This window comes from Vibrio sp. SCP2 (assembly GCF_059295395.1).
In genome coordinates this window covers 1,524,696-1,548,997 of the sequence record NZ_JCAFVV010000001.1, presented here as the reverse complement: position 1 = coordinate 1,548,997, position 24,302 = coordinate 1,524,696, and the positions used below count along the sequence as shown (strand labels likewise).

The 24,302-nt window shown below is 45.7% G+C and carries 17 protein-coding genes; 11 read left to right on the top strand and 6 right to left on the bottom strand.

What is annotated here, in order from left to right; genetic code table 11:
• Positions 1–155: 155 nt before the first annotated feature.
• The 3 genes from pdhA to AC5O63_RS07360 are packed head-to-tail and all read left to right on the top strand — an operon-like array spanning position 156 to position 3,380.
• On the top strand, positions 156–1,262 hold the full coding sequence (gene pdhA / locus AC5O63_RS07370) for a pyruvate dehydrogenase (acetyl-transferring) E1 component subunit alpha (protein ID WP_494504464.1): 1,107 nt from the start codon (positions 156–158) through the stop codon (positions 1,260–1,262).
• The gene (locus AC5O63_RS07365; protein ID WP_004743087.1) at positions 1,255–2,238 is read left to right on the top strand and encodes an alpha-ketoacid dehydrogenase subunit beta; all 984 of its coding nucleotides are present in this window, start codon (positions 1,255–1,257) and stop codon (positions 2,236–2,238) included. The genes pdhA and AC5O63_RS07365 overlap by 8 nt, the downstream gene beginning before the upstream one ends.
• On the top strand, positions 2,235–3,380 hold the full coding sequence (locus AC5O63_RS07360; RefSeq protein WP_494504463.1) for a dihydrolipoamide acetyltransferase family protein: 1,146 nt from the start codon (positions 2,235–2,237) through the stop codon (positions 3,378–3,380). Before AC5O63_RS07365 ends, AC5O63_RS07360 begins: the two co-directional genes overlap by 4 nt.
• A 62-nt stretch (positions 3,381–3,442) precedes the next feature.
• Here the strand turns inward: AC5O63_RS07360 and AC5O63_RS07355 are convergent, their stop codons facing one another.
• The 3 genes from AC5O63_RS07355 to AC5O63_RS07345 form a co-directional block, all read right to left on the bottom strand.
• The gene (locus tag AC5O63_RS07355) at positions 3,443–5,089 is read right to left on the bottom strand and encodes a methyl-accepting chemotaxis protein (RefSeq protein WP_494504462.1); all 1,647 of its coding nucleotides are present in this window, start codon (positions 5,087–5,089) and stop codon (positions 3,443–3,445) included.
• Between the two features lie 182 nt (positions 5,090–5,271).
• On the bottom strand, positions 5,272–6,228 hold the full coding sequence (locus AC5O63_RS07350) for an electron transfer flavoprotein subunit alpha/FixB family protein (RefSeq protein WP_494504461.1): 957 nt from the start codon (positions 6,226–6,228) through the stop codon (positions 5,272–5,274).
• A 9-nt stretch (positions 6,229–6,237) separates the two neighbouring features.
• On the bottom strand, positions 6,238–6,990 hold the full coding sequence (locus AC5O63_RS07345; protein ID WP_494504460.1) for an electron transfer flavoprotein subunit beta/FixA family protein: 753 nt from the start codon (positions 6,988–6,990) through the stop codon (positions 6,238–6,240).
• 111 nt (positions 6,991–7,101) lie between these two features.
• Between AC5O63_RS07345 and AC5O63_RS07340 the strand changes: the two genes are divergently transcribed.
• Positions 7,102–8,760: an electron transfer flavoprotein-ubiquinone oxidoreductase gene (locus AC5O63_RS07340; protein ID WP_494504459.1), complete on the top strand. Its 1,659-nt coding sequence runs from the start codon at positions 7,102–7,104 to the stop codon at positions 8,758–8,760.
• Here the strand turns inward: AC5O63_RS07340 and AC5O63_RS07335 are convergent.
• On the bottom strand, positions 8,753–11,317 hold the full coding sequence (locus AC5O63_RS07335) for a DUF294 nucleotidyltransferase-like domain-containing protein (protein WP_494504458.1): 2,565 nt from the start codon (positions 11,315–11,317) through the stop codon (positions 8,753–8,755). The genes AC5O63_RS07340 and AC5O63_RS07335 overlap by 8 nt on opposite strands.
• Positions 11,318–11,682: 365 nt before the next feature.
• Between AC5O63_RS07335 and AC5O63_RS07330 the strand changes: the two genes are divergently transcribed.
• From AC5O63_RS07330 to AC5O63_RS07300, 7 genes are all read left to right on the top strand, one after another.
• Positions 11,683–13,143: a DUF3360 family protein gene (locus tag AC5O63_RS07330; protein WP_004743081.1), complete on the top strand. Its 1,461-nt coding sequence runs from the start codon at positions 11,683–11,685 to the stop codon at positions 13,141–13,143.
• A 320-nt stretch (positions 13,144–13,463) separates the two neighbouring features.
• Complete coding sequence (locus tag AC5O63_RS07325; protein WP_004745674.1) at positions 13,464–14,696, top strand: L-lactate MFS transporter; 1,233 nt, start codon at positions 13,464–13,466, stop codon at positions 14,694–14,696.
• A gap of 62 nt (positions 14,697–14,758) precedes the next feature.
• On the top strand, positions 14,759–16,372 hold the full coding sequence (locus AC5O63_RS07320; protein ID WP_494504457.1) for a VRR-NUC domain-containing protein: 1,614 nt from the start codon (positions 14,759–14,761) through the stop codon (positions 16,370–16,372).
• Between the two features lie 110 nt (positions 16,373–16,482).
• The gene (locus AC5O63_RS07315; RefSeq protein ID WP_494504456.1) at positions 16,483–17,235 is read left to right on the top strand and encodes a response regulator transcription factor; all 753 of its coding nucleotides are present in this window, start codon (positions 16,483–16,485) and stop codon (positions 17,233–17,235) included.
• A complete protein-coding gene (locus AC5O63_RS07310; RefSeq protein ID WP_494504455.1) occupies positions 17,232–18,566 on the top strand; it encodes a sensor histidine kinase in 1,335 nt (444 codons plus the stop codon). Before AC5O63_RS07315 ends, AC5O63_RS07310 begins: the two co-directional genes overlap by 4 nt.
• 157 nt (positions 18,567–18,723) lie before the next feature.
• Positions 18,724–20,634, top strand: coding sequence for a TonB-dependent receptor domain-containing protein (locus tag AC5O63_RS07305; RefSeq protein WP_494504454.1), 1,911 nt, complete (start codon positions 18,724–18,726; stop codon positions 20,632–20,634).
• A gap of 9 nt (positions 20,635–20,643) precedes the next feature.
• Positions 20,644–21,546 carry a siderophore ABC transporter substrate-binding protein gene (locus tag AC5O63_RS07300; RefSeq protein WP_494504453.1) on the top strand — a complete coding sequence of 301 codons (903 nt, stop codon included), beginning with the start codon at positions 20,644–20,646 and terminating at the stop codon, positions 21,544–21,546.
• Positions 21,547–21,586: 40 nt separating this feature from the next.
• Here the strand turns inward: AC5O63_RS07300 and amt are convergent, their stop codons facing one another.
• Positions 21,587–23,479, bottom strand: coding sequence for an ammonium transporter (gene amt / locus AC5O63_RS07295; RefSeq protein WP_494504452.1), 1,893 nt, complete (start codon positions 23,477–23,479; stop codon positions 21,587–21,589).
• Positions 23,480–23,670: 191 nt separating this feature from the next.
• Positions 23,671–24,129 (bottom strand): hypothetical protein, encoded by a 459-nt coding sequence (locus tag AC5O63_RS07290; RefSeq protein ID WP_494504451.1) that lies wholly within the window; start codon positions 24,127–24,129, stop codon positions 23,671–23,673.
• Positions 24,130–24,302 lie beyond the last annotated feature (173 nt).

The window sequence follows — 24,302 nt, the reverse complement described above, 5'->3', positions numbered from 1 at the left end:
AATCGAAAACTCAGTAGGTTGTTTTAGTTTTTGCCAACAAGTTGTATGAAATTTAAGTATCTATCTTGGCTCTTCATGACCGAAACATGGTCGCTGAGTCATACATCGTTTCTCTTAGGTGCGATCCATCTCTGCGAAACAAAAAGGAGATAGTAATGAATGTTCAGACACTACCCATGCTGCGCTTTATTGACCACGAAGGTGTATCCGTAAACCAGTTGCCAGCTTGGGCAGACTTAACGACGTTAACCGCCTTTTATAAGGATATGGTTCTCACCCGTACGTATGACAACAAAGCGGTTGCCCTACAACGAACGGGCAAACTCGGCACCTACCCTTCTCATTTAGGCTCTGAAGCTTATGGTGTTGCCATTGGCCATGCCATGCATCCACGCGATGTGTTTATTCCCTATTACCGTGATATGCCCGCAATGTGGGTGCGTGGTATCCCGATGGAGAAAAACCTCCAATACTGGGGAGGTGATGAGCGAGGTAGCGATTTTCACGTAACGCCAGCCAATGGTGAGGCTCCAGAACATTGTCGAGACTTACCCTTCTGTGTACCCATAGCGACTCAGTGTACACACGCGGTCGGTGTCGCTGCTGCGCTAAAAATCGAGAACCAACACCACGCTGCTTTAGTCACTTGTGGTGATGGCGCGACATCAAAAGGGGATTTCCTAGAAAGTATCAACTGTGCCGGTACTTGGAATTTGCCATTGGTGTTTGTGGTGAATAACAACCAGTGGGCAATTTCTGTCCCAAGAGCCCTCCAATCCGCTGCTGAGTTTTTATCTGACAAAGCAAAAGGCGCTGGCATTCATGGTGTAACCGTCGATGGCAACGATGTAGTCGCGGTCTATGACACCGTACTCGCCGCATTAGATAGAGCAAGAAAAGGTAAAGGGCCTACCCTAATTGAGGCGGTGAGCTATCGACTCAGTGACCATACAACTGCTGACGATGCGAGTCGTTATCGTAGTGATGATGAGCTTAATCAAGCTTGGCAGTTCGAACCTATCAAACGGTTAAAAGCCTTCTTGATCAATCAAGGTGCTTGGAGTGACGCCCAAGAAGAGAGCTGGTTGTTAGCGTGTAAAAAGCAAGTAGAGATTGCCGTTGACCACTACATGAACCTTCCACCACAGGCACCGGAAAGTGCTTTTGATTATCTTTATCAACACGCACCTGCTGAGTTAAACCAGCAACGAGATTTATTGATCAACAAAGCAATGCGCATGCAAGGAGGCAAACATGGCTGAGTTGACGTTAGTAGAAGCAGTCAACCTTGCACTGCATCATGAAATGAACAAAGACCAAAGCGTGATTGTGCTTGGCGAGGATGTTGGCGATAACGGTGGGGTGTTCCGTGCTACCGTCGGGCTAAAAGAGAAGTTTGGTTTAAGACGAGTTATCGACTCCCCGCTCGCGGAAGCGCTCATTGGCGGTGTCGCTGTTGGGATGGCGAGCCAAGGTTTACGACCCGTCGCTGAGTTTCAGTTTCAAGGATTCGTATTCCCTGCCTTGGAGCACTTAATGTGTCATGCCGCGAGAATGCGCAACCGCACACGCGGGCGATTAACTTGCCCTGCAGTTTTCAGAGCGCCTTTCGGTGGGGGCATTCACGCACCAGAGCATCACTCTGAAAGTGTCGAGGCTTTATTTGCCCATACTGCTGGCTTTAAAGTGGTGATCCCATCTTCGCCGCAAAGAGCTTATGGGTTGCTTCTCGCTTCTATTCGTAGCAACGATCCTGTCATGTTTTTCGAACCCAAACGTATTTACCGCACCGTTAAGTCTGAGGTCGTTGATAGCGGAGAAGCTCTTCCACTCGATACTTGCTTTACCTTACGCAAAGGGCGAGACATTACCTTAGTGACTTGGGGCGCATGCGTCGTTGAATCATTGCAAGCAGCGCAAACGCTCTCGACTCAAGGTATTGAAGCCGAAGTCATTGATCTAGCGTCCATAAAACCCATCGACATGGACACCATCCTAAGATCATTAGAGAAAACGGGCAGGTTGTTGGTCGTTCACGAAGCAAGTCGCACGTGTGGCGTAGGCGCTGAAATTCTCGCTCGAACTGCCGAACACGCCATGTGTTTACTCAAAGCGCCACCACGGAGAGTCACAGGAATGGATACCATCATGCCTTATTACCGCAATGAAGATTACTTCATGATTCAAGAGCAAGATATCGTGCTAGCTGCGCGAGAATTGGTGGAGGGTTGGAAATGAAAAGCTTCTTATTACCTGACCTAGGCGAAGGATTAGCCGAGTCTGAAATCGTTGAATGGCACATTAAAGTCGGTGACTCTGTCGAGCTCGATCAAGTTGTCTTAACCGTAGAAACCGCCAAAGCTGTGGTTGAAGTCCCTGCTCCCTACTCTGGTGTTGTCGTCAGTCGCCATGGCGAGGCAGGCGATGTGATCAATATTGGCGCTCTACTCCTAGAAATAGAAGAGCAACCTGAATTGGTCGGCTCGACGGTGAGTCAGGCAAAACAGCAAGATGCCGCGACTGTCGTTGGTAACGTCTCGCAAGCGGCTCATCATGTCGACGTGGATGATTTTTGGATTGGTAGCACACATAACCCTTCAGCCGATGAACTCATCACAGCACTTCCCTCAGCTCGTCTGCTAGCCAAAAAGCTGGGTGTAGAACTCAAGACAGTGAAAGGGACGGGCCCTAACGGCATGATCAACGATAGCGATATTTATAACGAGGCTCGTAAACAAAGCCCGGGGACTGAAGTGCTCAAAGGTGCGCGCAGAACCATGGTGTCAACTATGTCGGAGTCTCATCATCATGTTGCTGCTGTGACCATAACCGAGGAAGCAAACTTAGGCGACTGGCTAGCTAATGAAGATATCTCTGGCCGACTGATTAAAGCGGTCGTCTATGCCTGCCAGGAAGAACCTGCGCTCAATGCATGGTTTGATGCAGAAACCATGACGCGCTGCGTACACAGTAGAGTCAATATTGGTATTGCCGTCGACAGTAGTCATGGGCTTTATGTGCCAGTTCTTAAACACGCAGATGAATTTGAAGGCAATCAAGTTCGTCAGTGGCTCGATGAAACCGTCAAGGGGATCAGAGAGCGTAAGATTGGTCGAGAAAGCCTCCAAAATGCGACGATAACCTTGTCTAACTTTGGCGCAATTGCAGGCATATTTGCCACTCCGGTCGTATCTCCGCCACAAGTAGCCATCGTGGGTGCGGGGCGCATTATCGACCGTGTTGTGATGAAAGGTGACAAGCCGGTTTCGGTTAAAGTCATGCCTCTCTCTATCACGTTTGACCATCGAGCTTGTACAGGTGGCGAAGCGGCGAGGTTTACTAAGAAGTTGGTAGAACACTTGCAAAAACCCAAAGGCTAACTTCGGGCTGTTAGCTATAAAATTAAAGGGAGCACGTCTTGTGCTCCCTTTTCGTTCTCATATTAGAGTTTAAAGTTACCCACCAGCGTATCAAGCTGCCCAGAGAGCTGCTTTAAATGACTACTGCTAGAGTTGAGTTGCTGAGCCACATTCGCTGTCTCTTCAGTGAGCAAGTTAATGTCTTCAACATTGCGATTGATCTCTCCAACCACGCTAGACTGCTCTTCTGTCGCTGTCGCCACTTGGATATTCTGATCGCTAATATGCGAGATATGCGCACTGATCTGTTTTAGCGATGAATTAGCTTCGGCGGCTTTATCCACCACAATTGCGCTTTGGTCCCGCCCATTACTCATCGCACTAACGGCTTTGGTCGACTCTTCTTGGAGGCGATTTATCACACCTTGAATTTCTTCGGTTGAATCAGCAGATAGACTGGCTAGCTTACGCACCTCATCAGCAACAACGGCAAAACCTCTTCCTTGCTCGCCTGCTCGCGCTGCTTCAATGGCTGCATTGAGTGCCAGTAAGTTGGTTTGCTCAGATATACCGCGAATGGTATCCAAGATTGAACTGATGTCTTCAACTTGTACGGCTAACGACTCAACAACGTCTGTTGCTTGCTCTAGATCTTGTCTTAAGCTATCAATTTGCGTTGAGGCACCATCAACCACTTCACCACCACTTTGCGCCTGCTCGGTCGCTTGTTTCGCGACTTGCGCGGCTTGCGATGCATTTGAGGCGACTTCTTCAACGGTCGCACCTAGCTGATGAATCGCCGTTGCAACCTGAGTCGTTCTGTCACGCTGTGAGGTACAATGTCCCTGTGTCAGTGCTGCGTGGTCTGACACTTGCTGAGCCGTTGTGGCGAGCTCTTGGGAATTCATCGCCACATTTTGAATAGACTCGTGCACACGGCTTATGAAGTCGTTAAAGCTACGAGCGATACCAGCTAGTTCATCATTGCCCCTCAAATCAATACGTGTATCCAATGCCATCTCTTGCGCTGCCGTAGACATAGATGACTGAAGGTAAGCAACACGTTTTTTTAGGCTGGATATAATGATGACCGAGAAAGCGCCGGAAATTAGAACACCCAATCCGATAATCAAGAACAATCGATTCTGACCAGACTCGTAACTTGCGTTGCTGACTTGGAACTGAGTTTCTGCCTGAACCAAGAGGGCATCAAGGATCCTATTCGCATGCTTACGCAATACACCATAGGTTTTCGCGTACTTCGATTTGTAGATTTGACGCGCGGTCTCCATATCGCCATTCTCAAACGCAGCCAACATAGGGTTTAACTCTTGGCTCACCATGCGTTCAAACTCTTTGAGTAGCGCTTCCACTTCAGCTTTCTGTTCAGGAATCACCTGCGCTTCAACCGCATACTGAATGGCTTGACGCATTTCAGGGATATCTTCTAAGCGCGTTTCTTTAACGCGAGTCAACACACCCTTCTCATCACGCAGCGAGCTATCTTGAAGTAGCATCATGTCGATACCGACGCGCATACGCGGGATTCGAGAAGCAACCTCTGCCATGGCACGCATCGGGGAAGAGGTATTGGAATAGAGCTTTTCAGACTGATTTTGGATCCCTTGCATACTGTTAAGGCTAGCAATTCCTACTAACCCTAATGCCAAACAAGGCAAAATGACCGCCAAAATTAGGCGGGTTTGTAGAGTGAATCTATCGGCAAACATCGTACTTCCTTTTAACTTGCTTATTGTTATTTTTGCAACTTATTAAGAAGATGTTATCGATAGATTAAAAGCGGTAACAGTAATCTTTATGTTTTAAAGTACCGCTTATATTCTTTATGCACTTTATGAACTAAACCATTAAATTTGCTGTGTTTTACCTGTAGTATCCGCACGCCGGAACGCTAAACGGATTCAATTAGCTCTGGAAGAATCTCAAACAGATCTCCCACTAACCCGTAATCCGCAATCTCAAAAATAGCGGCATCAGGGTCACTATTAATTGCAACAATGACTTTCGAGTCCTTCATACCTGCGAGATGTTGAATTGCCCCTGATATTCCCACGGCAATGTACAAGTTAGGCGCAACAATCTTACCCGTTTGCCCCACCTGCAAGTCGTTAGTAACAAAACCTGCATCAACCGCCGCCCGAGACGCACCAATTGCACCGCCTAACTTATCGGCTAATTTTTCGACTAAAGCGAAGTTTTCTTTACTGCCCAAACCTCGGCCACCAGAAATCACTACGCTTGCGCTAGACAGTTCAGGTCGGTCGCACTGCGCGCTTTCTCGGCTTACTAATTGAGTACCTTGGCTCGCGATATGCGTATCAAGCGTTATCAGTTGAGCTGAACCACCATCATCCAATGGCATTTTATCAAATGCCGTTGAGCGTATCGTCATCACTTTTATCACGTCTTCTGAGCGTACTCTGGCTAATGCGTTACCCGCATAGATAGGACGCACTACCGTATCACCGCTTTCTATTAACATCACGTCTGACAGCATTTCAACATCGAGCAGCGCGGCCACTCTTGGTAAGACGTCTTTACCGAAAGTATTGGCTGGCGCTAATACGTGGCTGTATTCAACACCAACTTGCTTTACAACTTCAGCAAGATTCTCTGCAAGCATATCCTGATAGCATGCATCATCAGCGACAAGGACTCGTTCTAGCAAGGACGACTGCTTAATCAACTGTGCAACATTGTCACAGTTACAACCCACAACCAGAGCGTCAGCCGAACCGCTCCCTGCTACCTCAACGATCGATTTTGCCGCCGATAACGTGGATAAAAAATCTGCGCTCGGGGTCTGGTTATCGTGCTGTGCTAACACTAATACTTTGATTTCACTCATTGCTATCCCCTAATCAATGACTTTCGCTTCATTTTTAAGTTTGTCGACAAGCTCAGTAACACTAGCGACCATAACGCCTGCTTCTCGCTTCGGCGGTGCAAAGACTTGCATCGTCTGCTGCGAAGATTTAATCTCGATTCCAAGAGACTCTGCCTCGACGACATCCAATGGCTTTTTCTTCGCTTTCATAATGTTAGGTAGCGATGCATATCTCGGTTCATTTAATCTCAGGTCGGTACTTACCACAGCAGGTAACGATATTTGTAGTGTCTCTAAGCCACCATCAATCTCTCGCGTCACAATCGCTTTATCATTTTCAATCTGTATGTTTGACGCGAATGTCGCCTGAGGACATGCCATTATAGCCGCCAACATTTGCGCGACCTGATTGTTGTCATTATCGATTGATTGCTTACCCAGTAGGACTAATTGAGCCTCCTCTTGAAGCGCAATAGCTTTAAGTAGTTTGGCAACGACAAGTGGCTGGCACGTTTTCTCGGTATCGAGATGAATCGCTCTATCCGCCCCAAGGGCCAGCGCGCTTCTAAGCTGCTCCTGACACACAGCCGAACCAATTGAAACCGCGACGACCTCACTCGCGACACCACTTTCTTTAAGTCGAATCGCTTCTTCAACGGCTATTTCGCAAAATGGATTAATGGTCATTTTGACGTTACCTGTCTCAACACCAGACTCGTCGGCCTTTATCCTCACTTTTGTATACGGGTCAATCACACGCTTAATCGCTACCAGTACTTTCATTACTCTCTCCAAGAACAATGTGTGTAGTTTGAGCTTAGTAAAGTTTACGTTTACGTCAACTGTAACTATATTTAATGCAATCAACATTTTTAATATTGAAGGTTGAACACAATGGAAAGAGAAAGCATGGATTTTGATGTAGTGATTGTCGGCGCTGGTCCTGCCGGGCTTTCAGCAGCATGTCGGCTTGCGCAGCTATCTCAGCGACAAGAGAAACCTCTTTCTATCTGCGTGGTTGAAAAAGGCCCCGAAGTCGGCGCGCACATACTCTCTGGGGCGGCGTTTGAAACATCGGCTCTTGATGAACTCTTCCCTGACTGGCGTGAACAAGGTGCACCTGTTACTACCCCCGTCTCGAAAGATGAATTTCTGTATCTCACCACCGCACAAAATCATGTTCAGATACCCGAGTTATTCACCCCACTCGCGATGAGAAACAGTCGCCAGAATTACGTGATTAGCTTGAGTAAGCTGTGCCGCTGGTTAGCAGAGCAAGCTGAAAGCCTAGGCGTTGAGGTTTTTCCCGGCTTTCCTGCTAAAGAAGCCTGCTTTGACGACAATGGCGCCGTGACTGGCATTATCACTGTCGACATGGGCTTAGATAAAAATGGCGAGCAGAAAAACACCTTCCAAGCGGGCATACAACTCAACGCCAAACAAACCATCTTTGCCGAAGGCGCGCGAGGTAGTCTAGGGAAAAGCCTAATCAAACATTTCAACCTTGACCGTGATAGTCAGCCACAACACTACGCCTTGGGCATTAAAGAAGTTTGGACACTGCCTGAAGGTGATGAAAGATACAGTCCCGGTTTAGTGGTTCATTCTACTGGCTGGCCTTTGAGTGAGTCTGACTCGACAGGCGGTGGCTTTTTGTATCATCTTGAGGATAACCTGATTGCGGTAGGCTTGATCACTGACCTCAACTACCACAATCCTTACCTGAGCCCTTTTGATGAATTCCAAAGGCTTAAACACCACCCACGTTTTGCCCATTTTCTGCAAGGGGCTGAAAGAATCGCTTATGGTGCTCGCGCCATTGCCAAAGGCGGCTTGCTCTCGCTTCCTAAGCAGCAATTTGCTGGTGGACTTTTAATTGGTTGCGACGCTGGCACGCTCAACTCGGCCAAAATCAAAGGTTGTCACACCGCAATGAAATCTGGGCTTCTGGCAGCACAAGCCGCATTTGACGCCATTGAAAGAGATCAAGTGGAAGCGGATTACCATTCGCTGTTCTTAGATTCTTGGCTATACCAAGAGCTCAACCAAACCCGTAATTTCCCCGGCATGATTCATAAATATGGCTCCCTATTAGGAGGGGCGCTGTCGCTGTTGGAGCAAAATATCTGGCATAAGCTAACCAACGGACAATCCAGTTGGGATATTGGCGATCAACAAGCTGACTATGTGGCGATGCATGAGTTATCTCGCTGTAAGCCAATCCACTACGCTAAGCCTGATGGCGTTTTAAGTTTCGACAAAACCTCTTCCGTTTTCCTTTCGTCCACCTTTCATGAAGAGAACCAACCTTGTCACTTACTGCTCGCCGATCAGCAGCTGCCTGTGACTCATCATACAACCTTATTTGACGAACCCAGTCAGCGCTATTGCCCTGCTGGGGTGTATGAAATCATTGAAGTAGAAGGTCAGCGTAAGTTACAGATTAACGCAGCGAACTGTTTACACTGCAAAACCTGCGACATAAAAGATCCTTCGCAAAATATCACCTGGGTTCCCCCAGAAGGTGGCGGGCCAAACTACACCACTATGTAGCCAGCCCAAAATCATGCTTCACCTTTTGGTGAAACATTGAAATACGGCTGACGACATTTTTAAGGTTCTGTTGCTCTAACATCGTTAAGTCTTCAACCGTTAACATGTCATTGATTTGCCTTAAGTCGCTGTATTCTATGATTTGATTCATAAAGCGGAGATGCCAGATATGATCGAAGATATACACCATTTCTCTATAGGTTTTAGCATCGATTTCTTGCGCTGCATGGAGCCCTTTTAACCTTTCAACCGTGTTACTTTCTCGGATGTCGTGTTTGAGTGCGTAGAGACGACAAAAGATCTCCATTGGTCTTAGGCAATCTTTAAGGTTGATTGCTTCACGCCCTTCATGTTGCTCTGTAACCAACACATTTTCATCGTTGAGAGGAATAGAATGCGCAAGGCAGTTTTGTGCGTATATGCTAAGAAACTCTGGTTGATTCGATAGTAGCTTCTGAATATGAGACTGAATCCCATCCGCTAATCGGGTATCACCATAGGTTGAGCGGATATCAAAGAATACGTTCAGTTCCAATATGCCGTCAGGAGTCGCTTGCTGAACCCACTGGTCAAAATTGCTTTGCCACTCCTTCTCGCTCAAACACCATTGATGGTTAGAGGCCATTATCAAGCCGTCGCAATAGCTGTAACCGGCCTGATTGAGCATGGCACAAACCTTTTCTGCTAAGTAAAGAAAATAGCGACGAGTGGCCTTTAGATCTTGCTCATCGGGGGTCTCGAATACAATCGCATTGTCCTGATCGGAAAATAGAGTCATGTCATGGCGCGCGTTGCTGCCAAACGATAAGAAAGAGAAAGGTACAGGCGGCTCCCCTATCTCTTGAATGGTCAGTTCGATAAAGCGACCAATCGCCGCATCGTAGGTACTGCCAATCAGCCTTCTTAAGTGATCGGGACGCGCACCTGCGGCAATCATCTCTCGAATCAAATCGGTCAATCGGTTGAGAGATTCAATAACATGGCTATGGCTTTCTCCATGCTCAATGTCTAAAACGATACTTGCACTGGTTTTTTGATAGTCCGTACTTGGGTTTACTGAACCAAAGCTCGCACCATAAACTTTGCGAACGATAGGACGAAAAGAGATAACATGGCCTAACTTCTCTGATAGGAAGATTCGAGAGGTACTTAAAATAATGTCTATCTCGCGACCGCTTTTAGTGACGATCTGAGCTTCAAACTCAGCGGGTTCTGTTTGGTGGCTAAATAACTCTAGTAAATGTCCTATGACGTTTTGGTTATGTGCCGCACTAGAGAATAGTTCCTGCCAAATCGTTTGAGACTTGAGTTCAGTATCTGTGTAGCCAAGTAGTTGATGAAGGCGAGAGTTAGAGAAAATAATCTTGCCATCTGCTTCTAAAATGTATCCTTCATTAGAAGACTCAACCAATGCCTTATAGCGGTTCTTAGCCTCATTTAGAGCGTGTTCGGCGCGTTTCTTTCTTCTCTCAATCACTTTTGATTGGGCGATAACGTAGAACAAAATGAGCGCCAAACCTAGAGTAATCAACACAAACACTCGATAAAGGGTGCTTTCTAGCTTATCAATCTCTTGCTGTACGTCCTGTAAATACACACCAGTCCCAACAACCCACTGCCACTCTTCTACCCCTTCAACGTAAGTCATCTTTGGAGCAGTAATTGTCGCGTCGTCTTTCCATTGCCAAAGATATTCTAGATACCCTTCATGAGAGCTCTTAACTAGATTGACTAACTCTACAAAAATTGGAAAGCGTGAATCATCATTCTCATAATAGTGAGTTAAGTCTTTGTTGGTTAGATCATGGCGATAAGGATGCATGATCATTCTTGGATGCATATCAGTGATAAAGAAATAATCTTTATTTTCAGCGCCATACCTCATCGACTTAATGTCCATCGCCGCTTTAGACTGAGCTTCTTCTCGACTTAGCTTGCCGCTTTGCTCTAGTTTAATGTATCGGTCGACCACACTGACTGCCGTGGAAGTGAGCTCCTTGAGCATCTGCTGTTTCTGGTTGACCATGGAGTTTTCCACCAAGGGCAAGATCACATAGATAATCGCCGTCACAAACAAAATGATGGCAGTGATTGTCGGTAAAACAATGCGTAAGCTAAATCGGCTTAAAGTAGATTGATGATCAGTTTGCTGGGCATTTAACCCCGTGAAATAATCTTCAAGCTCGCGCTCATCAAGGACATCACCAAGCTCATCTTGATGATTGACATCATGGTACTTGGCAGTAAATGAGCCATTCTCAAAGTCAGCTTTAGAAGGCAAATAACCGTGGTAATCGTCCCGCACATGAGTTTCAAAAACATCTTTAATCTGCTGGCTCGTATATTTATCGCCAAACTCCTGAATGGCTTCAGAGAGCGCTTCTTTGCAATGGCGAAATCGTCGATGAGAATAAGGATCAAACTCCAGCTCTCTGGCCATAGTTTCATGGTGACCTTCGCCATTGAAATCAAAAAAACCGTCTATCCAACGATGAATATCTTCAGCACGTAGTCCATATAAGCGCTCTGTTCGATTCGCGTGTTCAGAAATTTTCATCGGATTTTAGTCATTTCCTTTCATATTGACAAATAAATCAAAAGTGTGCGGTACGTAGCATTTTTATTAAAACCCAATCAGCGTAACTATATCTTCGAAAATTTACTTAATCGAAATCAATAATTATCAAATACCCCTTTCTTAGTATGAGGCCAATGTTTTGACTCGATTTTTGACAAGGTGCCCAAGAGTTATCTTGTCGTCATCAACGAAGTGAGCTCATGTTTTTCCCACCTTTTCAAATAGATAAGGTTCTTGGTAGCGTCTGGGATGTCGTCTCGTACTGATCGAAGGTCAGTATACCAAGTGTAAGTGGAGAGCTAATTGACATGGTTCAACTTCGTCTCATAACAAAGGAAGACGAAATGTCTAACACTAGTAAAACCTTTTACAGGGATATGCGTAAAAAGGCGCATGAATTTGAGAGCCGAGAAGAGTTTCTCAACCATGATCTAAAGATCATGAGTTTTCGCCGCTGGGGTATTCACTTACCCTCACGTGATTACAGTATTGAAATAGAAGACTGGGTTCCAGCCCTGGCTGCGACCATAGGTAAAGTGGTAATGGTGACGGCAATGGTCGCTGCTTTTGCCGCTCAGTTTGGTTTATCACCTGAATTTGTTGCAGAAAACGTTCGCTACGAACTGCTCATTGCGGGTGCTCTGTTTGTTATCCTTTTTTCAGCCATTCTAAATCCAAACGCTAACCTAGCCGGGACTCATGGGCCAATGATCCCATTAATACCGCTTATCGCTGCTGCGGGCGGGCATCCGTTAGCGCTAGGCTTAATGGTTTGTGCCTTTGGTTTGATCCTTGCCTTCACTAAAGGGGGTTCCAAGCTCATGACCTTAACAGGGGTCGGTGTGCGAGGAGGCTTATTGATTTACCTAGGCGCGGTCGGTTTGATTGGTCAAATCAACAAGACCGAAGCGTGGGCTGCAAGTAGCGATCAGGGCTACATCTCTTTTGCCGTTATCGGTGTGACTGTGATGGTTTATGCTTATCTCGCCAAAATCAATAAACGTTGGTTAGCCATCCCCCTATGTTCAGCGCTTGCAGGTATCGTAGCGTACGTTATGGGTGCTGATTTCTCGTTTACAACAGAACCTGGCCTCCCACACTTTAGTCCATTCTACTGGTGGGGCGAAGACACAGGTTGGCAATTAGGTTGGCCTAATCTAGAACACTTTATCGCGGTCACACCTTTTGCTCTGCTTGCCGTCGCTATGTGGTCACCTGACTACCTAGGACACCGTGTATTCCAAGAACTGAACTACCCGAAAGAGGCCAAAGGCGTCTTAATGGACGTTGACGATACTATGGTTGGCGCGTCAGTTCGCCAAGGTGTCGGTGCACTTTTAGGTGGTGGTAACTTAGCCTCATCGTGGGGGACGTACATGATTCCTGCGGCGATTGCTAAACGCCCTATCCCAGGTGGTGCTTTGCTGACAGGTTTGATGTGTATCGCAGCATCAGTTATTGGCTATCCGATGGACTTAGCCATGTGGGAGCCTGTACTACGAGTCGCACTTATTGTGGGTGTTTTCCTACCACTACTTGAAGCGGGTATGCAGATGATTCACAAGCACAAAGATTCGCTCAGTGCTGGTATCTGTATCTTTGCTTGTGCGTTTGTGAACCCTGTCTTTGGCTGGGCGACAACCATGCTGCTCGATAACATGGGGCTAATTGGCGACCACGAGCGTGCGAAATCTTTATCACCAAAAGATAAGTACCTTATTCCAGGTCTTGCATTCATCATTTGTGTTGGCTCACTGGCGTTTGTCGGTCAGCTACCTGGTATCCCTGCTCTAATTGGTAATTAATCCGTCCTTCTCAAGGCGCAGTTCAGTACCATTCTGCGCCTTTTCTTTTTCTGTACTCCTCTCTCAACTACATTCACCCAACTTATATATCAGGCTAATTATTGCTCACCACTCCCTGTTTCATCATCTGCAGGAAATCTCTTAGGATACAAAAATTCAACAATATTAGAGAAATATTAGAATTAGTTGAAAAAGAGATTCCAATCACATTTTATTCGGTTATAATTCGCGCCCATTGCGATTTATGTTGATAAACGCAAACTTAATTTGAGCAAATGACCTGTTAACCGATCCTCTTTTGAGGAAAAACGAGAAGAAAAATGAGCAAGATTGATAAAGCTATGCGTATCCTGCTAGCGGGATTCTGTATCAACCTTTGTCTTGGCATCCTGTATGCTTGGAGTGTATTCAACAAGGCACTAGTGACCGAGTCAGGTTGGAGCGCAGCTGAAGCTTCAGCGCCTTACGCAACGGCAACGATCACTTTCTCTATCTGTCTTCTGGTTGCTGGTATCCTACAAGACCGTATGGGCCCTCGCTTGATCCTTATCCTAGGTACTGTGCTAACAGGTCTAGGCATGATCGCATCTGGCTTTGTTGATTCACCACTTATGCTGAACATCACTTTTGGTGTTATCACTGGTGCAGGTATCGGTTTTGGCTATGCATGTCTTTCTCCTTCTGCAATGAAGTGGTTCCACGCGTCTAAGAAAGGTATGGTTAACGGCATTATCGCAGCAGGCTTTGGTCTAGCAGCTATCTACTTAGCGCCGGTGACTTCTGCACTCATTACAAGCATGGGTATCCAAACTAGCTTTATGATTCTTGGTGTTGGTGTCCTTGCTATCGCTGTACCTTTAGCTGCAACCATCAGCAACCCACCAGCAGATTACACGCCTGCTGAACCAAAAGTAAAAGAAGGCCAAGCGCCAAAAGTGGTTAAGAAGTCTGACGACCTAACTTGGAAAGCTATGCTTAAAACGCCTCAGTTTTACTCGCTATGGATTATGTACGCATTCGCAGCATCTGTTGGCCTAATGATCATTGGTAACATCACCACTATCGCAAGTGTTCAAGCGAACCTACCAAACGCGGTTTACCTAGCGTCTATCCTAGCGGTATTCAACTCTGGCGGCCGTGTTGCTGCTGGTATGCTTGCAGACAAAATTGGCGGCGTACGTACACTACTTCTAGCGTTCGTTCTGCAGGGCATCAACATGGTTCTGTTTGCAACCTTCAACTCTGAGTTCACGCTAATCATTGGTACAGCGATCGCAGCAGTAGGTTACGGTACTCTTCTAGCGGTATTCCCTACCCTAACCGCTGAGTTCTACGGTCTGAAGAACTACGGTACTAACTACGGTGTACTTTACACTGCATGGGGTATTGGTGGTGCAATCGGTGCTGCAGTTGTTGGCTTCTCAATGACTAACGGTGAAGGCTACGGTCTTGCGTACACTATCTCAGCAGTGATGATGGCAGTTTGTATAGTACTTGCTTTCATTACTCGCCCACTATCTGAAGCGAAAGTCGCTGAGCTTAAAAACGCGTAATATATTGAATTACTAGCGAAAAGGCTTAACCTTAGGTTAAGCCTTTTTTGTATCTCACTGTTATGTCTGACCCTATCGAACTTGCACCTGACTATTACCTTCATAATTTCACCAAGCTAATTACTCATGCTTTAGACTGGTATCCTGATTTACTAACTGAAAGTGAACTCAACTGGCTACGTAGTTTCGAGCAACTAAACAAAAACTCTCAATGTTTGCTTGTTCGACTACTATCTCGCAAAGGTGAGTGGTTTCGCTCTGATAAATTAAACTACCCTGAAATAGGCGATATCAACCCCTGTCTTGAGTCCCTGCAACTCGGCGATTTCATTACCATTAACCATGATATTTGTGCTTTAACACTTGCCTCTGAGTTACTGACTAAGCCCGAGCTGTGCTCATTGTTTACTTTCTCGAATAATGCAGCTCGCAAAGAGCAGTTGTTAAACCAGATCGAACAAAAGCCGTTTACCCGTTTTGATGACATTAACTTTGTCGTGATCAGACTAAATCACTCCGAGGTTATTAACGTCTTACTCGCCCTGTTTTTCGCTAACACACGCCAAGATCTCAGTCAGTTTGTTCTTGATGATTTAGGTCTGCATCAATTTGAAAACTATCAACTTAGCAATCAACGCCGATTCTTTTCCTCACGGACTGAGCTTAACCAGTTACTACACCTTTCCGATTTACATGGCCGTTATATAGACTCCGATAGGAAAGACACATCTAGCTTATTGGCTCTGCTGGGCGAAATAGAGCACCCATTCAGTCATAACTATATAGAACGTAAGCGTCAGCACTTGATCAACGATATGTCGAGAGATCTAGAGCGGTTAGGAAAACTAGAAGAGTGCCTAGAATGGTTTGCGAAAACTTCCCTTCCACCATCGCGCGAGCGTCAAGCGCGAGTCCACGATAAACTCGATAATATTGATGACATGAGTGACGTTGTCACTGAAATGTTACTCCAGCCTGTGGATGTGGCAGAGTTAGAAACTGCGCACAAGCTTAAACAAAGGCTCAAACGCAAACAAGGGCTTCGAGTCCCAAGAGAGAAAAAGCCAAATATTCACGAATACCACTTAGAGTTAGATCTTTCTCAGCAACGAGTAGAACTCGCAGTAAAATCGCATTTTGAGCAGCTTGGTTATCAGGTGTTCTATGCCGAGAACCTCTTGCTCAATGGCTTGTTTGGCTTGGCATTCTGGGATGTGGTATTCGCGCCGATAGAAGGTGCTTTCATTAACCGCTATCAACATCGCCCGTTGGATTTGTATCACGCCGATTTTGCCATCAAGCGTCAAGCTTTGATTGACCAAGTGATCCATACTCTAGAGCGAGATGGACTAAACGCTCTTGTCACCACTTACCACCAGAAATATGGCTTGGCGAACCCATTTGTCCACTGGGCTGGCTTTGATCTAGAACTGCTAGAGGCTTGCATCAAGCACATTCCAAACCATATGGCGCTGTGCCTGTTTAAAGTGATGTTAAAAGATCTCAAACTCTACCGTAGTGGCATGCCTGATCTCATTCTCTTCAAACAAGGTCAGTTTGAATGGGTTGAAGTCAAAGGACCTGGAGATAAGCTGCAAGATAACCAATGGCGTTGGTTTAAGCACTTTATTGAACTCGAGGTTCCATTTGCTGCATGCTACGTGTCGCAAGAATAACGAACACTTATACAATCTCAACTTCTTGTTAGTGATTGCTATGCAATAGGATTGCATCTACCCCTCCTTTTATTGATAATAATTAGCATTATCAATAAAAGGAGTTTGTTATGTTTGATGGCAGCGTTAACTCGTCTTCGTTTGACAGTAGCGAGATAACTCATACAACGAGTGCCAGCGCCCCCTCGATTCTGCTAGTGGAAGACGATGAACTTCTTAACAAGCAACTCACTGCCCTTCTGAAAAGTCGCTCTTATAGTGTGACTAATCTTAAGTGTGGCGCTAAAGCTCTGTCGGCATTGAGTCAGAGTCAGTTCGACCTTATCATTCTCGACGTTAACCTTCCTGAGGTTGATGGGTTTGGTCTGCTTAATTATATTCGAGCTCATTCCAATACCCCCGTTATCATGCTCACGGCTTTTGGTGCCGAGGAACATCGTATTCGTGGCCTGCAATTTGGCGCGGATGACTATATCAGCAAGCCGTGTAATTTCACTGAAGTGAGCTTACGCATTGATGCTATTTTGCGTCGCTCAGGTTACAACGCTTCTCCTAGCTCTAACCGCTACCTTGAACATCATGAGCTCAAACTCGATCGCCACGAATATGAAGTCAGCGTGCTAGGTGTAAGCAAAGTGACGCTGACACCAATCCAATTCAAACTGCTGTGGACTCTAGTACAGAATCACGGTGCGGTTCAAAGTAAACCCTACCTATATCAAATGGTTCTGGAGCGTGAGTTCAGTCCTTATGATCGTAGCCTAGATATGCATTTAAGCCGAGTTCGCAAAACCTTAACGGCAATGGGTATGCCGCACGATCGCATTCAAACTGTCCACGGAAAAGGCTACTCAGTAAGATGAAAAAACTACTATTTTGGCGATTGTTTATTGTTCTCGCTCTTGGCGGTGTCATGTTCTTTTCATTGCTGCATAGCGCTGCCATTCTTTCGAATGAAAAGATGAGCTACATTGATAAATCTCACCAGCAAGAGATCCTAGATTGGGGTGCGCATGTCCAAGATTTGTTGTCGCAAGGGAAACACGACGAGCTCAACTCATGGCTAGAACAACTATCCATTAGAGAAAATACATGGGCGACGGTGGTCCGCTCTCAAGTTGATGTGATAGCGGGCAACCCGCTAAACCAACGGTTTTGGTCAGGCTATGGTATCGGACGCAATGTTGAATGGAAGATCCACCTTTACTTCCCTGAAAACCCAATCATGGAAGTCGGACTAGACCCATTTAACTATCATTTTCTGGTCATCCTTCCAGATAGAATGAGACCGGGGACTTATATGTCACACGCATTTTGGTTCTTCCGTTTCATACTTCCATTCACGGCCTTGCTCGCGCTGACTATCTATATTTATCGCTACATCATGAGGCCCTTACGTCACTTCCACAAAGCGACGTCTGAATTTAGCCAAGGCAACTACGATGCCCGTATCGCTGACCGCTTTAAGCTTGGTAATGATGAGCTCAGCCAGATAGCAAAAACCTTCGATATGATGGCAGAGCGCACCTCTAATGTTATTGAGCACAATCGTAATTTGATCGCGGAAATGTCCCATGAAATCCGTACGCCGTTGGCACGTGTCGAAATGGCAACGGATTGTGTTGAGAATCAAATTGACACAAGTGAGATGGTGCAAAGGATCCGCTCAGAAACCAAAGCAATGCGGCAAATGGCTGAAGATACTCTCACTTTAGCTTGGCTAGAAAACGAACGACCGGAGTTAACCAATGAAACCTTCGATGTGATCGAACTCATCGAGGCGATTGTTGAAGATGCTCAGTTTGAATACCCAAACAAGCAGATCTGCCTACAACTGCCAGAGCAAGTTGAGCTGCAGCATTCAAATCAACGTGCATTAGCTCAAGCCATCGAAAACATCATCCGCAATGGCCTGAGATACACTCCTGAAGGCGAAAGCCTTAACATCATTGGTAGCACGACAAGCGAGCAGTTCAAGCTGATTATCTCCGATAGTGGCCCGGGACTGGACCCTATGCTAACAAGTGAGATCTTTAGACCTTTCTTTAAAGCAGACAACGATATGGGTTCACGTAAAGGCTTTGGGGTTGGTTTAGCTCTCGCTAAGCGACATATAGAAGCGGTCAAAGGTTCGATAGAAGCAAGGAACAAGCCTTCTCCGGGACTTGATATGGTGATTGTGCTACCCAACTAACCTCGTTTACTCGGGTAGAGCTGATTCCTCTACCCGCCTCATCAATTAGTCAGTCAAGCTCATTTGTAACAGTTGTAAAACTCATTTACTCACTCAATCAATAACCGCAAAATCCTTCTCGATAATAATTCTCATTACTAGTGGAGGTTACGGTCAAATGGACACCGTATTCAAGTTAAGCCCTATCGCACTACTATTAGCTACAAACTTTGCTGTAGCAGATGACACAACAGAGACCATAGAAGTCTTAGGTCAGAAAACCCTTGGCGTTGATACAACAATCACGGCTGATGATTTAGCAAAGCAGCAAGCACAAGACCTCAACGATATCTTCCGTAAAGACGCTGAAGTTAACGTCGGCGGCTCTTCCGGAATCTCACAAAAGATCTATGTCCGTGGTCTAGAAGATACCATGCTCAATATCTCTATTGATGGTGCCGAACAGTCAGGCAATCTTTTCCACCACCAAGGTCGCCTTTCTATCGAGCCAGAATTACTTAAACAAGTTGATGTGAGTGCAGGAGCTGGGCGTGCGACAAATGGCCCAGGTGCGCTGGGTGGCGCGATTCAGTTTAAAACCAAAGATGCGCATGACCTACTCTCTTCTGGCGACACATTTGGCGCTCAGGTAAAAGGGGGCTACTACACAAACAACAAAGGTTATAAAGGGTCAGCAAGCCTATATGGTGAGGTTTCTGAAGACCTAGGGCTTCTGGCTTCATTCGGCTACCAAGATACAGATAATATCGTTGATGGTCACGGTGAAGAGCAGCCTTATACCAAGTCAGAACAAAAAGTCGCCTTGCTGAAGTTATCTGGCAACATTAACAGTCACCACTATATCTCCCTCGCCTATGACTATCGTGACGATGACAGTACGCGCTTAAACCGTCCGCACTTCCAGCCAAGTTTTAAAAACGAACCTCTTAAACAGGAAGCGGATAGACAAACCATCACCGCCAACCACGTCTATACAGAGGGTGATCTCATCAAGATCGACACAACGGTGTACACCACGGAAAACCGTATTGCTCACATAGATCACCCAAGATGGGGAACCAGTGAGGGGACAATTAACACCTTCGGCGGCAAAGTCTTCAACACCGCAACATGGGCAAACAACTCCCTAATTGTCGGTGCTGATTACAAGCAAGATAAGAACAAGTTAAATGGCTCTACCAATACTCATACGGAAAAAGGCACTGTGTACGGCTTGTTCCTTCAAGATGATTGGAATGTAACCGAATCACTGCTGCTATCTGCTGGTGCAAGATACGACTGGTATGAACTCGATGACAACCTAGATCAGAACTTCGAATCGAGCGATTTCAGCCCGAACGTTTCTGCGAATTACCGCTTCGACAATGGCCTAAGCGTCTTTGCTGGCTATGCTGAAGCCTTCCGAGGACAGCAAGTTAAAGAAAACTTCGTATTGGGCTCTAACGAAAACTCTCCGGCACGTGGCCCAGAGCGAGCGAAAAACATTGAATATGGTGTCAAGTTTGCCAACGATATGTTCAGAGCGGGTGTGACTGTCTTCGACACCACTATCGATGACGTCGTCGCGTTCGACTACAGCGTGCGTAAGTATGTTAATGCAGGCAAACTCGAAACCTCGGGGGTAACCGCAAACGTCGGGCTAACACTAGAGAGCTTTTTTGCCACGTTAAGCTACAACCAATCAAAGCCAGAGCTTAATGGAAAACCTTTGAGTGACGATAACATGACCTTGGGTACGTCTGTTGGCGATACTTGGTTACTAGATCTTAACTATCTGTGGAATGAAAACCTTGAGTTTGGCTGGCATGTCACCTTGGTAGAAAAGCTCACCGATGTTGCCGATCCTAAGGTAAACCCAGAGAAGCCGGGTTACGATGTCCACGACCTATACGCTCAATGGCGTCCACTCAGCGACGAGGAACTCATTCTCACCGTATCGGTTAAAAACGTGTTTGATAAGTACTACCTCGATCATGGTTCTTACCACGAATACATCGGAAGCCCTGTGGCAAAAGGTTACGCCAATGCAGGTCGTGACTTCCGCTTTAATGTTAGCTACGCATTTTAGGAGCTTGGAATGGATTCGATAAAACAATTACTCGCGATCATCGGCTTCGCTATCTTTAGCCCTTTGGTGGGTGCTGAAACGATCACGGTTGAACACCCAATGGGTCAAACAACGCTTGAGTCTAACCCTCAAAGGGTTATCGTTTTAGGCATGGATACCTTAGATGTACTTGATAGTTTAAACATCGAGCCCGTTGGCGTGGTAAAAGCGCCAATGCCGCAGTATCTACATAAGTATCAAAGCAGTAAATACCCTGCTGTCGGTTCTTTGTTTGAACCGGACTTTGAGACGATTTATACCCTGAAACCAGACTTAATCATTGCCAGTAACCGCAGCTCAGAGTCTTACTCAGAACTGACAAAAATTGCACCAACCGTGGTGTTTATGGCTGACCCTGGTAACTACTGGGCAACCACACAAGAAGCATGGCGCACGCTAGGTAAGATCTTTGAAAAGAGTGACCAAGTAGAAAAAGTTATCGCGGAAAAGCAACAGCAGATTGATGCTATTAAAGCGAAGACAACCCCGGCACATCAAATCATGTTAGTCATGACCAATGGGGGCAAGTTGACCGTGTTCGGCGCGCAATCTCGCTACAGCGCTTTGTATAAGCTTTTCGGTTTTTCAGAAGTTACGGTTAATGAGGAAAATAAAACTCACGGTGATTTGATTAGCTACGAGTTTATTGCAAATGCCAATCCACCCTACTTGCTAATCCTCGATAGAGATCAAGCCATTGGACGTGATTCTGGTGAAGCCTTTAAAAAGCTCAATAACCCTTTGGTAGCGCAAACGGGAGCCGCTAAGAATGGCCACATCCACTTTCTTAACCCACATGCTTGGTACATCTCAGCCAGCGGTATTCAGGCGACACAATTTATGATTGATGACGTCAACGCCGTGCTGAATTAAACCATCACTAAAGAGCCAGTCAGTATCCACTGCTGGCTCTCTACTCAGCAAACTCAGAGAAGAACATCACTTGATTTCGCCCTTTTGACTTAGCTTTAAATAGCGCTCGATCCGCTTCGTCAAACAAAGCGGTGTGAGGCAAGTTGATTCTTCCGTCCCACAACGCGCCACCGATACTCACAGTAACAAAGTCACAATCGGCATGAGCATGAGGTATTTCTAGTTTCTCAACCTCTCTACGCAATGCTTCGGCGACTTTTTTAGCCTCTTCAATCGTGGTGTTACGCAGAATAAAAGCAAACTCTTCACCCCCTATTCGCGCGAACACATCTCTTTTACGGCTGGTAATTCGGCTTAATGCCTGACAAATATTTTGTAAGCAGTAGTCACCAAGTTGATGCCCATAGTGGTCGTTATACTGTTTGAAATAATCAATATCCAAAATCAACAAAGCAAAATCTTCGTCCCGCTCGTGACTCTGACTCATGGTGTTTTCCATCGCCTGTTCGTAAACTCTGCGATTAGCAATCCCTGTTAGTGGATCTAGGCTCGCCATACGTAACAGTTCTTGTTCTTTCTTTCGAAAATGCTTGTTGGTGCTATCCAGCAAATAGTTATAGGTCATAGAAAGATTGGAATAACTTGAGCCGTGGTCAACTTCAAGATGCTTCTCTTCATCATGTTTTTTGACTACCCGATCAAACTGTTCCATTAAATCAATCAGCTCATCCTTCATACCATGCTCACCAAAGTTAAGCCCTATAGTTTCAGTTTGAGCCGACACGCGGAGAGGGTAAAAGTGGTTGATGAGTTTAAGTAGTGGATAACTCACCCCGACCACCCAAAGAGCGGTAGATGCGATACCCGTCAGCTGTATTAATAGCTGGTCCATTCGACTAGCGGCATTGAGCTGATCTATTGGTGCAAACAGCGCAACTGCGAGAGTACCCCACACCCCGCCACCCAAGTGAACAGGGACGGCAGACACCACATCATCTAATCGCAGTTTTTCTAATACACTCACCAGTATCACGCTAATACATCCGCCAACTGCACCAATGGCAACAGCGCCTGCTAAGTTAGCAATATTGGCACTCGCAGAAATAGACACGAGACCGGCTAAAAGCCCATTTAATATGTAGCGTGTACCTCGCATTGAGTGGATATTCCAAGACAACAATAAGGCACTAAAACCGCCGGTACAGGCTGATATCGCCGTATTGGAAAATATCTTGGCTAGGTTTTCGTCAGGATGGATCACGCTACCGCCATTGAAGCCGAACCAACCAATAAATAGTAGAAAAGTACCAAGCGCAGAAAGTGGCAAGTTTTGACTGTACATTTCTCTTGGCTTGCCATCTTCGGTAAAGCGACCTAAACGCGCACCGACTACAACAATGGCGACCAAAGCAATCCATCCACCTACCGAATGAACGACTGTAGAGCCTGCAAAATCCATGAAGCCGCGCTCTGCGAGCCACCCCATTCCTGTCGACTTAATGTGGGTGCCATTCCAAATCCAATGACCGACGACAGGAAACAACAAGGTCGCGGTAATTAATGAGCTGATTAGATAACCTGAGAACCGCATCCGTTCGGCTACCGCACCGGAGAGAATGGTCGCTGCAGTACCACAAAACATCATTTGGAATAGAAAGAACGCTAGGATCAGTGGCACGGTTTGTTCTGACAAGACAAACAAGTCCGTCCCTATCCACCCGTTCCAGCTTTCCCCATACATAAAGCCAAAACCGATTAACCAATAAAACAGGCCACTGACACAGAAATCAGCGACATTTTTGAGCGAGACATTGATGTTGTTTTTGTTACGAACCAGACCACTTTCAAAGCAAGTAAAACCCGGCTGCATCAGAAGAACTAATGCAGTACACAACAGAATCCAGGTAATGCTTATCGTCTCGCTTTCGATCATAACTATGCCCAAAAAGCTGGTCGGTTATACCTTTAGTATTATCCGAGCATAGTTAAGTGACCGAGAATTCTCCACTTTTCTCTAAGGTATTGCCTTTTAAACTAATCGAAATGAATGAGCGAACAAAGACTAAAACTAAAGGGCGATATAAACGCCCTTTAGTGTTTAATTGGATTTGTATTCAAGACGCTTTAAGCTTCTACCACGTAAACTTTCTCACCACTTTGCTTTAAATGGGCAATAACACCCTTACGCGTCAGATTATTTTCTTGCAGGAATGCGGCCAGCTCTTCGGTAATTCTTCCAATAGTCCGCACTTCAAAGCATTGTTGGCCTTTACGAATCATATAAGAATCCGCTTTCTTCTCACTCTGTTCAATTTTATCAAACAGATATTCTTTACTGATTCCAGCATCTTTGAGTAACTGATAAGCCACTTCCAGTACGGCTTCGCTATTAGCCTCAATCAACTCATCACAGGCGGTATTAAACTCTTTTCTTACCTGTTCAATCGTTTCATTATCAGAATTTTCAAGTAACATTTTAAAGTGCTTACTTTTATATGAAACTATATTTGGAATTTCAGGTACACGACCACCTTCTTTGGCGATTACATCTACAGAGCTAGGGTAAAGATTATCAACACTCACAATTATTCAACTTACAAAACCAAATTGTATTACATTAAACATTATTGAATTCTTTCAGTCAATACTATTAAAATTTGAAGTCATTTATCGGTATTGTGGTGCGAGGCAATGTTGACTTAATCAGGAGCGACATACGACAGCCCGTAATCTAAAACCAATCATTTTCTTTGTCA